The 13,059-nt window shown below is 75.5% G+C and carries 13 protein-coding genes; 2 read left to right on the forward strand and 11 right to left on the reverse strand.

Features of this window, described 5'->3' with window-relative positions; translation table 11 throughout:
- Positions 1 to 163: 163 nt before the first annotated feature.
- On the reverse strand, positions 164 to 568 hold the full coding sequence (locus tag GA0070564_RS09025) for a hypothetical protein (RefSeq protein WP_091605652.1): 405 nt from the start codon (positions 566 to 568) through the stop codon (positions 164 to 166).
- Positions 565 to 879, reverse strand: coding sequence for a hypothetical protein (locus GA0070564_RS09030; RefSeq protein ID WP_091607024.1), 315 nt, complete (start codon positions 877 to 879; stop codon positions 565 to 567). The genes GA0070564_RS09025 and GA0070564_RS09030 overlap by 4 nt, the downstream gene beginning before the upstream one ends.
- A 196-nt stretch (positions 880 to 1,075) precedes the next feature.
- On the opposite strand from GA0070564_RS09030, the gene GA0070564_RS09035 reads away from it, so the two are divergent.
- On the forward strand, positions 1,076 to 1,552 hold the full coding sequence (locus tag GA0070564_RS09035; RefSeq protein ID WP_091605655.1) for a FluC/FEX family fluoride channel: 477 nt from the start codon (positions 1,076 to 1,078) through the stop codon (positions 1,550 to 1,552).
- Positions 1,549 to 1,911 carry a fluoride efflux transporter CrcB gene (gene crcB, locus GA0070564_RS09040; RefSeq protein WP_091605658.1) on the forward strand — a complete coding sequence of 121 codons (363 nt, stop codon included), beginning with the start codon at positions 1,549 to 1,551 and terminating at the stop codon, positions 1,909 to 1,911. Before GA0070564_RS09035 ends, crcB begins: the two co-directional genes overlap by 4 nt.
- Positions 1,912 to 1,920: 9 nt before the next feature.
- Here the strand turns inward: crcB and GA0070564_RS09045 are convergent, their stop codons facing one another.
- The 9 genes from GA0070564_RS09045 to GA0070564_RS09085 form a co-directional block, all read right to left on the reverse strand.
- The gene (locus GA0070564_RS09045; RefSeq protein WP_091605664.1) at positions 1,921 to 4,431 is read right to left on the reverse strand and encodes a glycoside hydrolase family 38 N-terminal domain-containing protein; all 2,511 of its coding nucleotides are present in this window, start codon (positions 4,429 to 4,431) and stop codon (positions 1,921 to 1,923) included.
- Complete coding sequence (locus GA0070564_RS09050; RefSeq protein ID WP_091605667.1) at positions 4,428 to 5,117, reverse strand: N-acetylmannosamine-6-phosphate 2-epimerase; 690 nt, start codon at positions 5,115 to 5,117, stop codon at positions 4,428 to 4,430. Before GA0070564_RS09050 ends, GA0070564_RS09045 begins: the two co-directional genes overlap by 4 nt.
- Positions 5,114 to 6,781: an FAD-dependent oxidoreductase gene (locus GA0070564_RS09055; RefSeq protein WP_091605670.1), complete on the reverse strand. Its 1,668-nt coding sequence runs from the start codon at positions 6,779 to 6,781 to the stop codon at positions 5,114 to 5,116. The genes GA0070564_RS09050 and GA0070564_RS09055 overlap by 4 nt, the downstream gene beginning before the upstream one ends.
- Positions 6,768 to 8,246 carry a DUF4127 family protein gene (locus GA0070564_RS09060; protein ID WP_091605674.1) on the reverse strand — a complete coding sequence of 493 codons (1,479 nt, stop codon included), beginning with the start codon at positions 8,244 to 8,246 and terminating at the stop codon, positions 6,768 to 6,770. Before GA0070564_RS09060 ends, GA0070564_RS09055 begins: the two co-directional genes overlap by 14 nt.
- The gene (locus GA0070564_RS09065; RefSeq protein ID WP_091605678.1) at positions 8,243 to 9,154 is read right to left on the reverse strand and encodes an ROK family protein; all 912 of its coding nucleotides are present in this window, start codon (positions 9,152 to 9,154) and stop codon (positions 8,243 to 8,245) included. The genes GA0070564_RS09060 and GA0070564_RS09065 overlap by 4 nt, the downstream gene beginning before the upstream one ends.
- Positions 9,151 to 9,876: a GntR family transcriptional regulator gene (locus GA0070564_RS09070; RefSeq protein WP_091605683.1), complete on the reverse strand. Its 726-nt coding sequence runs from the start codon at positions 9,874 to 9,876 to the stop codon at positions 9,151 to 9,153. Before GA0070564_RS09070 ends, GA0070564_RS09065 begins: the two co-directional genes overlap by 4 nt.
- A complete protein-coding gene (locus GA0070564_RS09075) occupies positions 9,873 to 10,775 on the reverse strand; it encodes a carbohydrate ABC transporter permease (protein ID WP_091605688.1) in 903 nt (300 codons plus the stop codon). The genes GA0070564_RS09070 and GA0070564_RS09075 overlap by 4 nt, the downstream gene beginning before the upstream one ends.
- Entirely contained in the window at positions 10,772 to 11,656 is an 885-nt protein-coding gene (locus tag GA0070564_RS09080; RefSeq protein WP_176730612.1) for a carbohydrate ABC transporter permease, read from the reverse strand. The genes GA0070564_RS09075 and GA0070564_RS09080 overlap by 4 nt, the downstream gene beginning before the upstream one ends.
- A gap of 75 nt (positions 11,657 to 11,731) precedes the next feature.
- The gene (locus GA0070564_RS09085; protein ID WP_091605693.1) at positions 11,732 to 13,045 is read right to left on the reverse strand and encodes an ABC transporter substrate-binding protein; all 1,314 of its coding nucleotides are present in this window, start codon (positions 13,043 to 13,045) and stop codon (positions 11,732 to 11,734) included.
- Positions 13,046 to 13,059: the final 14 nt, after the last annotated feature.

The following is a 13,059-nucleotide window of genomic DNA, read 5'->3' on the forward strand; positions in this document are numbered from 1 at the left end:
CCCGCGGCGCCGCCCAGGTCGGCCGGCCAGGCAGTGCCGGGCGTCGATGACCACCGTGCGGCAGGGCAGAATGGCGCTCGGTCGAACATCCTGAAGAGACGAGCCTGATGACGCGTACGCAGACGGCGCCGGCGCCGACCGGTGGACGGGGCCGGCGCACCGGTCACTGATTCGGCATGTGGTTGATCGGCAGGCTGTCGCCGTAGCGATGGCCCTCCCCGGTCAGAATCTGCGCCCCGTGCTCCAGCGACGCCAGCACGGTCGTGGCCAGGTCGATCCGACTGGTCGCCCCCAGCCAGTACGAGAGCTCCAACCAGTCCTCGCCCCACGTGGGCAGCACCGCGCAGGCGTCCATCGCCAGCAGCGTGTGGAGGTCTGCGCGGTCCTTCGAATCGGTCACCAGCTTCAATGCCTCAGCCACGGTGACGGCGGTGACGCCGAAGCGCTGCCGGTCGGTGATGACCTCGCCCACCGGCTCCACGGCGTGGATCGACCCGGCCACGTACGCCAGCAGCGCCGAGCGGTCGAGCACGAGCGTGATCGGGGGCAGCTCGCCCTCGGGGGTCACCCGGCCGACGCCGACTGGTCCCCGCCAGCCTGCTCCTGCTCCAGGTGCTGGCGGACCCGCTCGCGGACCGCCGCGAATCTCTCCGCAGGCCACTCGGCCTGCACCGCGTACCGGCGCGCGCGGGCGGCGGCCATGCCCTCCGAGGTCAGCGTCACCCCGCGGCGAGCCTGCTCGTCACGGAACTGCTCCCACGCCCGCTGGGCGCGCACGGCCCCGGTCACATAGGCGCTCGCCTTGCCCGGACCCTGCTGCTCCAACGTCTCAGCTACATCCTGAGGGACGGAGATCGACAGCTTCTTCACCGTGGTCATACCGATCAGCATACTTCGGTAGCACCTCCCCTCATGCCAGCAACACGGGAGCAAAGTCGCCGGCCGCCACACGGTCGCACTCGGCCTGCTGGGCCGCGCGTTGCGGCTGGGCGATGCGGATACGGTCGCCGGGGCGGGAGCGGGTCGACCCGGCGGCCCGAGTCGGCCGGCGGAGCGGCGCTATGCTCGCCGCACCGTGACCACGCCACCGCCCGAGCACCGCGTCGACCCCGACGTCGACCTGCGCGTACCCGCCGACCGGGGGGAGCTGACCGCCCACCCGGCGGCGGTGCTCGGCGCGATCTCGGCCGGCGGGGTGCTCGGCGCGCTGGCCCGGGCGGGCCTCCAGGCCGCCTTCCCGCACCCCGCCACCGGCTTCCCGTGGGCCACCTTCGGCATCAACGTCGCCGGCTGCCTGCTGATCGGGGCGCTGATGGCGGTGGTCACCGGCCGCCGGACCGGCCCGCTGGTCCGGCCGTTCCTCGGCGTCGGGGTGCTCGGCGGGTTCACCACCTTCTCCACGTACGCGGTCGACGCGCAGCGGCTGCTGGCAGCGGGCGCCGCCGGGACCGCGCTGGCGTACCTGGCGGTCACCCTGGTCGGGGCGCTGCTCGCCGTCGGGGCCGGGGACGCCGTCACCACCCGGCTGCTGGCCCGGGGAGCGCGGACGTGATCGTCCTGCTGATCGCGCTGGGCGCGGCCGTCGGGGCCCCGCTGCGCTACCTGACCGACCGGGCGGTGCAGGCCCGGCACCACTCGCCGCTGCCGTGGGGGACGCTGACGGTCAACGTGGCCGGGTCGCTGCTGCTCGGCGCGGTGGCCGCCGTCCCGGCCGACCCGGCGCTGACCGCGCTGGTCGGCACCGGGTTCTGCGGGGCGCTGACCACCTGGTCCACGCTGAGCTACGAGACGCTGCGGCTGACCCGGGACGGCAACCGCCACCTGGCGCTGGGCTACGCGCTGGGCAGCCTGCTCGCCGGGCTCGGCGCGGCGTGGGTCGGCTACGCGCTGACCCACGCCGTCACCGGCTGACCGGCTCGCTCAGCCGCCGACCCGGAAGCTGCGGGTGGCGTACGGGCCGAGCGGCACCCGCTCCCCCACCGCCTCCGCGCCGAGCGGTCGCTCCGCGAGGTCGCACTCCACCAGCTCACCCGGTACGCCCGCGACGGTGGCCACCACCTCGGTCGAGGTGGGGTTGACCAGCCGCAGCACGGCGCCCGCCCCGTCCTCGGCCGGCTTGTACGCCGACACCAGCGCCCCGTCCACCCGCAACCCGGTCGTCGGGGCGGGCGTGGGCGTACCCGGGCGCAGCTGCCAGGCCCGCAGCGGCGCCCGCCGACGGGCCGCCGCCGCGGTCGCGGACGCCTCGTCGTCGTCGAGCCGGACGCCGACCCCGGCGACGATCCGCCGCCGGCACTGCGCCTCCGGCGTGGGCAGCTGCGGCCCGGCGCCGGCGGTGCGGGTACGCAGGTCGGGGCGGGAGAGCCAGCCGACCGCCCGGAGCACGGTGACGGCGAGCGACGGCGGCTCGCCGTCGATGCCCTGCACCTCGGGCAGCCCGGGGGCGAGCACGGCCAGGCCGGGCAGCACGGCCAGCGAGCGCACCGGGGCGACCCCGGCGTCGGCCTCGTACCCGCGCTGCTCGGGCAGCGGGCCCAGCGCCGGCTTGAGCGGCCGGTCCAGCAGGCTGAAGTGGGTGTCGGCGCGCCAGATGGTGGCCGCCGCGTCGGTCGGGAAGTGGGCCTGGAGCCGGTGGTCGTCGGCGGTGTTGTCGAACTCGACCCGCCAGTCCAGCTCCGGCATGTCGGCCCACACGGTGGCGGTGACGGTCAGCGGGATGGTCACCCGCTCGGCGGAGCGGGCGGTGCGGTCGGCGGTCAGCCCGGCCGGCACGGTCAGCTCGGCGCGGGCCACGATCCGGGAGGCGACGGCGCTCTGGTGGACCCGGGCGTCGCGCAGCACCGGGCTGACCGCCTCGTCGAGCCGCGGCGGGTCGTAGGTGTAGGTGTCCCCGGCGTCGCCTGTGTCGACCAGCCGGCCCAGGCCGGGCAGGGTACGCCCGCTCGCCGCGTCGACCAGGGTGAACGAGGCGTCGTCGGCGACGGTCAGCGTCCAGTCCCCCCGGGTCACCGTCCGGCCGGGCACACCCGGGTCCGGGGTGGCCGGCCCGCCCGGGACGACGGTGGCGGTCCAGCCGGCCCAGCCGCCGGCCGGCGGGTCGGCGACGAACGCGATCCGGTGCCGCAGGGTGTCCCGGGTGTCCGGGAGGATGTCCAGGTCGGCGCAGAACAGCGGGGTCGGCTCGGTCTCCAGCAGCTCGTACGGCACCGGGGCGCCGGCCGCGTCGACCAGGCCGCCGACGGTGTGCCCCGGCGCGGTGTACACGTCCACCGTCACCGGTCCGGCCGCCGGCGCGGCGTGCGGGTTGACCACCACCAGGGCGGCGGCGTCGGTGACCGGGTCACCGGCGAGCCGGGTGTCCAGCCCCAGGTCGAGCAGGGCCCGCTCGACCAGGTGCTCGCCGGCCTGCCGGGCCCGGTCGAAGCGGACCTCGTTCTCCCGGTGCACCTCGTCGACGGAGCAGCCGCAGATCGAGTCGTGCGGGGCGTTGCGCAGCAGCAGGTCCCAGGCGTGCCGCAGCAGCCCTACCGCCTCGCCCCGCCCGGCGCGTACGGTCAGCGGCTCGGCCCACGACTCCAGCAGCGTCTCGGTGGCCGCGTTGGCCTGCTTGAGGTAGAGCCGGGTGGAGAGCGTGCCGGCCAGCACGAAGGTCAGCCAGTCCCCCGGGTAGCGCAGCTCGCCGTCGACCACCGCGTCGGCGGGCACGGCGTCGCGGACCGCGGCGAAGTACTCGGCCAGGGTGCTCTCCCGCGCGGCACCGTCGGCCAGGCCGGCGGGCAGCGCCCGGGGCGCCAGGTGGTCCCCGCCGTTGAGCAGCAGGTACGGCCCGTCGGCGTCCCGGCCGGCCTGCTTGGCGCGGAACGTCGCCAGCCGGTCGGCCGCCGAGGCCGCCTCCCAGAGCACCTCCGGCTCGTAGTAGCCCTGGTTGACGGCGGTGACCGTCGAGCCGTCCGGGGAGCGCCAGGTGAACCGGGGGTACGCCGGCGGCGCGCCCCGCCAGACCAGCGCGGTGTCCAGGCCGAAGCCGCGCAGCACCCGGGGCAGGTCGGCGGGGTGACCGAAGGCGTCCGGGCAGTAGCCGATCGGGGCCAGCTCCAGGCCGAGGTCGGCGGCGACCCGGCGGGCGGTGAGCAGGTTGCGGATCAGGTTCTCGCCGGAGACCAGCTGGTTGTCGGCCAGCACGTGCCAGGGGCCGACCTGGATCCGGCCGGCGGCCGCGTGGGCGCGTACCCGCCCGGCCAGGTCGGGGCGGATCTCCAGGGCGTCCAGCGCGGTGATCGTCTGCCCGTCGAGGTGGAAGCGACCCAGCTCACCGGCGTCGAGCTGGTCGCAGACCCGGGCGACCAGCTCGGCCAGCCGGGCCCGGAACGACTCCATCGGCCGGTACCACTCGCGGTCCCAGTGGGTGTGGTTGACGACGTGCACGGTCATGACATCTCCGGGCTGGTGACGAGGGCGGCGGCGAAACGGGCGGTGACCACGGCCGGACGGGTGATGGCGGTGCCGACGACCACGGCGTGCGCGCCCCGGCGCAGCGCCGCGGCGGCCTCCTCGGGGGTGTTGATCCGCCCCTCGGCCACCACCGGCACGGGCAGCGCCGCGGCCAGCGCGCCGACCAGCGCCAGGTCCGGGTCGTGCGGCACCGCGCCGCCGGTGTAGCCGGCGAGGGTGGTGCCGACCAGGTCGACCCCGGCGGCAACCGCGGCGTACGCGTCGGCCTCGGCGGCCACGTCGGCCATCACCAGCACGCCGGGGTGCCGCTCGCGCAGGGCGGCGACGGTCTCGGCGAGGGTGCGTCCGTCCGGGCGGGGGCGGCGGGTGCCGTCCAGCGCGACCACGTCGACGCCGGTGTCGGCGACCGCCTCGGCGTGCGCCAGGGTCGGGGTGATGTAGACGCCGGAGGCGCCGTCCTTGACCAGGCCGATCAGCGGGGTGTCCGGCAGGGCGGCCCGCAGGGCCCGCAGGTCGCGCAGGCCCTGGGCACGGATGGCGGCGGCGCCGCCGTTCACCGCCGAGCGGGCCAGCGCCACCATGTGCGCCGGGTCGTCGAGCGGCTCCCCGGCGTCGGCCTGGCAGGAGACGACGAGCCGGCCACGGATGTCGTCGAGCACGGTCATCGGGTGAGGTCCTCCAGTACGGCGCCGAAGGCGCGATCGGTGTCCACGACGGACGGGTCGGCGCCGAGGGCGGTTGCGGCGCGGCGGGCGGCGTCGGCGTCGGCCGGGCCGGCGGGACGGTCGGGGTCGACCGCGAGGGTGGCGGCCCGTTCCCCCTCCAGGGCCCCGTGCGCCGCGGCGAGCTGCACCGCGGCGAACCGTGGGTGGTCAAGGTCGACGTCGGCGACCCAGGCCAGCGGCACTCCGGCGGCGACCAGGTCCCGCTGGACGGCGAGCAGGAAGGCCGGGTCGTCCACGGCGTTCACCGGCCGGCGGTCGCGGACGGCGCGGGCGGCGAGCGTGCCGGCCGCCTCCCCCACCGCCCACTCGCCGTGGTGCACCCGGTACGCCGCCGCGGCGACCTGGGTGGCGCCGAGGTTCTTCGCCGCGGCGAGCAGGTTCTCCGCGCCGGCCGGCACGAGCGCGGCGGCGGGGATGGTGAACGGCGCGGTCTCCCGGTACACCGGCGCCGGATGTCCGGTGCGTTCGTGCAGGTCGACGTGGTACCAGGTGACGCCGAGCGAGCCAGACAGGTGCCGGGCCCGGGCCCGGCCGTCGACCGGGGCGAGGTCGTGCCCGGTGACCGGGGTGTCGACCACGATCCGCCGGGACTCCCGCAGGTACGGCGCCTCGGCGAAACCGTCCGAGGTGCCGGCCGCCTCGGGGGCCAGCCGCAGGCCGGGGAAGCCGTACCCGCCGTCCTCGCGGGGAGCCTCGGTGCGCAGCCAGTGCACGAACGCGGCGGTCAGCTCGCGCCCGGCGCGTTCCGCCCCGGCCGGGTCGCGCAGCGGGTCGTGGCCGGCGCAGTCGTTGGACGCCCAGTTCAGCACGGCCAGCTCGGGTGCGGTGGCGCGCAGCCGGCGGTAGGTCCAGAACGGCGGCCGGCCGTCCGGGCCGTCGGTGAACATCCGGTACCGGTGCACGCCGCCGTCCCAGCCGGCGATGTCGAAGCCGAGCCGGTCGCGCAGGGCGGCGTAGTTCGCCGGGGCGGGTCCGGTGAAGTCGGCGCCGGGGTGGTGCTCGACCAGGGCGCACCAGGTGAAGGACTGCTGGGCGGCCGGGTCGGGGCCGCCGGGTACGGCGTCGGGTTCGCCGTACGCGTCGGAGCCCTCGGAGCCGGTGACGGTGGCGAAGCCGGCCAGCGGGGTCAGGTCGCCGCGTTCGGTGGCGTCGCAGAAGACGGTGGCGGCGAGCACGGTGCCGTCGGTGAGGGTGACGTCCCGGATCCGGGCCCGCTCGACCCGGGCGGCGACCGGTGCCAGGCCGGTCAGGACGGTCACCTTCGCCTCCGCGAGGCTCGTGTCGAGCACCCGCTGGGCGACGGCCGGCTCCACGCAGAGTCGGCTCACCCAGCCGCCGCCGGGGTTGGCCGTCCCGCCGTACGCGGCGCGCAGCGCGTCGCGGAACGCCCGGTAGCTCGCCGAGGCGCCGAAGCTCTCGATGTGCGGGTGCTCGTCGAGGGCGGGCAGGGCCTGGGTGGTGACCTGCCCGCCGATGCGGGAACACTCCTCGACGAGGACGACGGAGGCGCCGGCCCGGGCGGCGGCGAGCGCGGCGGCCACCCCGCCGAGCCCGCCGCCGACCACGGCCACGTCGGCGGTCAGCGTCGGGTCAGGACTGGTCACCGGTCTCCTCCAGGGCGAAGTCGATCTCGTACGTGCGCTGCCAGGGCAGGGTCACCGAGCCGGCGGTGAGGGTCAGGCCGGGCACCGCGGCCAACTCCCGCCAGCGTGCGGTGAGCAGTTCCTCGATCCGGGCGGTGACCGCCGGGACGTCGACGTCGGCGACGTGGTCGTGCCGGGTCGGGTCGGTGCCCAGCTCGGCGCGGAGCCGGGGCCGGGCGTACGACATCCAGGCGTGGTCGTCGAGGAGCCGGTGGGCGAGCAGCCGCCGCGCGGCGGACTCGTCGAGGGTGCCGGCGGCCCGCCCGACCTGGTACGCGACCAGGGTGGCCAGGGCGCTGCCGACGGTGTTGCCGGCGGTGTTCCAGCCGGCGTACCCGGCCAGCCGGGCGTAGCTGCCGTCGGCGGCGAGGTCGGCGACCAGCCGGGGGTCGGCGCCGTTGCCGAGGGCGCAGTCGGCCAGCGCCACGGTCCGCCCCTCGGCGAGCAGCCGGCGGACCAGGGCGGCGGTCCGGGCGGCCGGGGCCGGGTCGGTGTCGGCGGGCGGCGCGGTGGCCCAGTCGGCGTCGCCGGGCTGCGGCGGGTGCACCACCAGCACCGCGTCGGCGTCCTCCCCGTCCACCACGGTCGCGCCGGCCGCGGCGGCCTGGCTGGCGATCCCGGCGCCGACCGGCACCGGCTCGTAGCGGGCGATCCGGTCCAGCCCGTCCGGCTCGGCGCAGGCCACCGCGATCCGGGGCGAACGCCCGGCGGCGGCGGTGAGCGCCCGGGCCACCAGCACCGCGCCGATCTCGTCGGCCCCCGGGTGGGCGAGCACCCGGTCGCCGAGCTCCAGCCAGCCGGTCCAGGTGCGCAGCCACTGCCACTCGGCGGTGCCGACGGCGGCCACGGCGGTGTCGTCGGCGCCGACCACCAGGGTGTCCAGCGCGCGATCGGCGGCCAGCCCGAGGGCGACCTGGTTGAGCACGTGGTTGCGCTGCCTGCGGCGCAGGAAGTCGTGCCGGATCTCCGCCGGCACGTCGGTGGGCGGCCTGTCGCCGGTGCCGAGCGTCCGGTGCAGCGCCGCCGACCAGGCGTGCAACGCCCGGCCGTGGTGCGCCCAGTAGTCGGGCTCCTCGCCGGCGTCGTCGGCGTCGGGGGTGCGTTGCACGACGGTCGAGGCGTACACCGGTCCGGTCACGTCGGCCAGCGCGGCCCAGCGGCGCAGCACCGCCGGGACGGGGTCGTCGCGCAGCCGGGAGGCGATCAACCCACCCAGGCCGAGGGTCTCCAGGGCGACCACGGCGGCGTCGGCGCGGCGGGTGCCGAGCCAGCCGGCGAGCGCGTCCGGGTCGCCGGGGCGGCGGCCGGCGGGCAGCAGCGTGGCCGGGGGCGTCTCGACGGTGGCCCCGGCGACGGCGGCGACCAGGCCGGGCAGGGTCCGGCACACCGGCCGGTCGTCCAGTGGCAGCAGCGCGATCCGGATCATCGGGCCGCCCCCGCGGCCAGGGCGCGGAGCGCGGCCTCGGCGGCGCCGACCAGCTGGGCGTCGGTGCCGAGGGCGGCGGGCACCAGCGGCACCACGCCGAGCACCGGCATGCAGGCCGCGGCGAACGCCGGCCGGGCGGCGGCGAGCAGTTCGGGCACGGCGGCGCCGCCGCCGACCACCACCCGGTCCGGGTCGAGGGTGTTGGCCAGCCCGGCCAGCGCGGTGCCGAGGGCCGCACCGGCGTGGGCGATCACCTCGGCGGCGACGGGGTCGCCGGCCCGGGCCCGGCGGACCACCTCGGGCAGGTCGACGGCCGCGCCGGTGCGCTCGGCGTAGGCGGCGGCGATCGCCGGCCCGGCGGCGACGGCCTCGACGTGGCCGACCGCGCCGCACGGACAGGGCCGCCCGGTGGCCTGCGGCACCGGCACGTGGCCGAGGTGCCCGGCCGCGCCGAGCCGCCCGACGAGCAGGGTGCCGGCGGCGTGCACGCCGCCGCCGACGCCGGTGCCGACGGCCACGCCGAGCACGGTGGGCAGGCCCCGGCCGGCGCCGTGCACGGCCTCGCCGAGGGTGAACGCCTGCACGTCGTTGAGGACCACGCCGGGCAGGTCGAGCCGGCCGGCCAGCCCGCCGGGGACGTCGACGGCGGACCAGCCGTGGATCGAGGAGGTGGCGGCGGTGACCAGGCCGGTGGCCGGGTCGACCAGGCCGGGCGCGCCGACGCCGACGGCGACCGGCGCGTCGCCGAGCGAGCGGACCAGGGCGGCGGCGGTGTCCAGGACGGCGGCGGCGCCGTCGCGGGCCGGGGTGGGCGCCTGGGTACGGGTGAGCACGGCGCCGCCCCGCACCAGCGCGGCGGCCGTCTTCGTGCCGCCGATGTCGACGGCGGCGACGAGGGGGACGGTCATGGTGTCCTTCGGGTCACGGTGATACGGAAGTCGTACCGGTCGGCGCGGTAGATGCTCTCGGCGCGCTCGACGGCCCGTCCGGCGTCGTCGTAGGTGATCCGGTCCACCCGCAGCGCGGGCGAGTACGCGGCCACCTGCAACAGCCGGGCCTGGTCGTCGTCGACGACGGTCGCGGCGATCACCTGGTCGGCGTGGTGCGGGCGGACGCCCCGCGCGGCGAGGGTCTCGTAGAGCGACCCGGCGACGGTGTCGGCGTCGAGCTCGCCGACCCGTTCGGTGGGCAGCCAGACCTCCTCGACGCACATCGGCAGGCCGTCGGCGAGCCGGAGCCGGCGGATGTGCACCACCTCCGCGCCGGGCGAGACGGACAGGTCGCGGGCGACCACCACCCGGGCCGGTACGACGGTGAGGTCGAGCAGCCGGGAGTCGGGGGTGAGCCGGCGGCTGCGCATGTCCTCGCTGAACGAGGTGAGCGCGAGGGACTTGGAGATGGTGGCCGGGTCGGCGACGAAGGTGCCGGAGCCCTGCGCCCGGTAGACCAGGCCCTCCTCCTCGAGCCGGCCGACGGCCTGCCGGACGGTGGCCCGGCTGACCCCGAACCGGGTGACAAGTTCCCGTTCGCTGGGCAGCGGGTCGTGCGGGCGCAGGGCGGAGCCGATCTCGGCGCGCAGCGCGGTGTAGAGCGCCTCGTGCTTGAAACCGACCTTGTTGGCGACGCTCATCCCTTGACCCCACCCTCTCCGATGCCCCGGAAGAACAGCCGTTGCAGCGCGAAGAAGACGGCGAGCAACGGAACGACCGCGATCATCGTGCCAGCGGCGACGACCCGCTGGTCGTTGGTGAAGGTGCCGGAGAGGTACTGCAGGCCGACGGTGAGGGTGAAGTTGTCCGGGTTCTTCAGCACGATCAGCGGCCAGAGGAAGTCGTCCCAGGCGAACAGGAAGCTGAACACGCCGACCACCGCCAGCGAGCCGCGGACGCTGGGCAGGGCGACCCGCCAGAACCGGGCCCACTCCCCCGCGCCGTCCATCGCGGCGGCCTCCTCGGTCTCCTTGGGCAGGGCGAGGAAGGCGGTCCGCATGACCAGGATGGACAGGCCGGAGATCGCGCCGGGCAGCAGCACGCCGAGCAGGGTGTCGACCAGGCCGAGGCTGCGGACGGTGAGGAAGACGTTCACCATGATCACCTCGAAGGGGACGACCAGCGAGGCGAGCACCGCGGCGAAGACCGCGCCCCGGCCGCGGAACCGCATCCGGGCCAGCGCGTAGCCGGCCATCGCGCCGAAGATGCAGTTGGTGACCACGCTGGCGACCGCGACGATGGCCGAGTTGCCGATGTAGCGCCAGACCGGGATGACCTCGGCGACCTTGCCGAAGTTCCCCAGCGTCGGGTCGGCGGGCAGCCAGGTGGTGTCCGGGCCGTAGATCGGCTCGCCGGTGCTCTTGAGCGAGGTGAGCAGCTGCCAGAGGAACGGGCCGACCAGCAGCACGGTCATCAGCACCAGCAGCAGGTAGCGCAGGGTGTGGCCGGCGTACCGGGCGGCGTCGCCGGGGCGCCGGGTGCGGCGCGCGGGCGGGGTCTGCTGGGCGCGCGCCGGGGCCGGGGTGGTCGCCGTGCTCATGCCTCGCTCCGCTCGCCGCGCCGGCGCAGCACCAGGGCCAGCACGGAGAGGCCGAGGGTGCCGACGAAGAGCACCAGGCTCATCGCCGAGGCGTACCCGATCTCGCCGTCGACGCCGAGGCCGACCTCGCGGATGTAGTAGACGATCGACTTGGCCTGCCCGCCGGGGCCGGCGGTGCCGGAGGACATCACGTAGATCTCGGCGAAGACCTTGGTGGCCGAGATGGCGGCCAGCGTGCCGACCAGCAGCATGGTGGGGCGGACGGTCGGCACGGTCACCGAGCGGAACCGGCGGACCGCCCCGGCGCCGTCGACCCGGGCCGCCTCGTGCAGCTCACCCGGCACGTTGGCCAGCGCGGCCAGGTAGATCACCATGTAGTAGCCGAGGCCCTTCCAGACGGTGACCAGCATGCAGGAGAGAAGCAGCAGGGTGGAGTCGGTGAGGAAGGGCAACGGTTCGGCGACCACCCGCAGCTTGAGCAGGACCGCGTTGACCAGGCCGTCGGAGGAGAGCAGCCAGCTCCAGATCAGCCCGACGACCACCATCGAGGCGATGACCGGCGAGTAGAACACCGCCCGGAACGCGCCGATGCCGGGCAGCTTCGTGTGCACCAGTTGGGCCAGCAGCAGCGGCAGCAGCACCAGCGCGGGCACCACCACGGCCAGGTAGAGGGCGGTGTTGCCGAGCGCCCGGAAGAACTGGTCGTCGTGGGCCAGCCGGGAGAAGTTCGCCAGGCCGGTGAACTCACCGCCGCCGAGGGCCTGGGCGTCGGTGAAGGCGAGCACGCCGGTGTTGGCCAGCGGCCCCCAGGTCATCGCCGCGGTGACGATCAGCGCCGGGGTGAGGAAGAGCCAGGGTACGTACCATCGACGGCCGATCACGTCGGTGAGCTCCTGTCGTTCGCAGGTGGTGGCGCCGCCCGGTGGTGGTCCCCGCCGGGCGGCGCCGGTGTCGCGTCAGCGGGCGAGCAGCGTGTTGGCCTCGTCGACGGCCTGGTCGAGGGCGGTCTTCGGGTCGAGGTCGCCCTTGACCGCGAGCTGGATCTTGCCGATCACGGCGGCCTTGGTGCGGTCGTCCCACTGCACGGGGGTGAGGTTCTGCGCCTTGGCGATCTGCTCGGCGGAGATCTTCCGCGCCTCCGAGGTCGGGTCGCTCGCACTGACCTGGGTGAAGTACGGGTCCTTGAGCGAGTCGGCGGTGGACGGCAGGATCGTCACGATCTTGGCGAAGGCGAGCTGGTTCTCCGCGTTGCTGACGAACTTGGCGAACTCCAGCGCGGTGGCCGGGTTCTTGCTCTTCTTGGGCACCAGCAGGCCCATCACGGACATGTTGGTGGTGCCGTCGGCGCTGGCGATCTGCGGGGCGACGGCGGTGGCCTTGGCGACGGCGGGGGCGTTCTCGCCGATCACCTTGAGGAAGTTCGGCCCGGAGGGGAAGAGCGCGACCCGACCGGCGGAGTACGCCTCGGTCTCCTTGGCGTGGTCCTGGGTCAGCCAGTCCGGCGCGATGGCCTTGCTGGTGTAGAGGTCGCGCACCTTCGTCACGTAGTCGACGGCCTCGGGGGTGTTGAACGTCCACTTGCTGGCGTCGTCGTTGAGCAGCGGCACGCCCAGCTTGGCCAGGTTGGGCACGAAGCTGTTCTCCAGGGCCGGGTGCCAGCCGTAGAACTGGCCCTTGCCGGCGGTGGAGAGCTGCCTGGCCTGCGCCAGCAGCTCGTCGACGGTCTTCGGCGGGGTGGTGGCGTCGAGGCCGGCCTTGGCGTAGAGGTCCTTGTTGTACATGGTGACCTCGCTGGTGAGGTACCACGGCAGGCCGTACGAGCCGGCCTGGCCGGGGACCTTGAAGGCGTCCCAGGCGCCCGGCACGTAGGTCGGCTTCACGTCGGCCGCGTTGGCCTCCATGTCGACGAAGACGCCCTGCTTCTCCAGCTTCTGGGCGAAGTTCGGGTTGAGGTTCACCACGTCCGGCAGGGTGCCCGCCTGGGCGTCGTTGGTGATCTTCTCCTGGGCGCCCTGGAACGGCAGGTCGATCCAGTTGACCTTGGTGCCGGGGTGCTTGGCCTCGAAGTCGCCGATCAGCTTGGTGATGTAGTCGTCGAAGGTCGGCTTGAGGGCCAGCGTGGCGAAGGTGATGTCACCCTTCACGTCGCCGCTGATCTTGTCGCCGGAACCGCCGCCCGCGGCGGTGTCGTCACCGCTGGACAGGCCGCAGCCGCTGAGGAAGAGCGCGGCCGCCGTCGCGACGGCTGCGAAGGCGCGGGTACGCCTCATAGGGGTCCTCCATG

This window comes from Micromonospora mirobrigensis (genome assembly GCF_900091555.1).
Classification (GTDB): Bacteria; Actinomycetota; Actinomycetes; order Mycobacteriales; family Micromonosporaceae; genus Micromonospora; species Micromonospora mirobrigensis.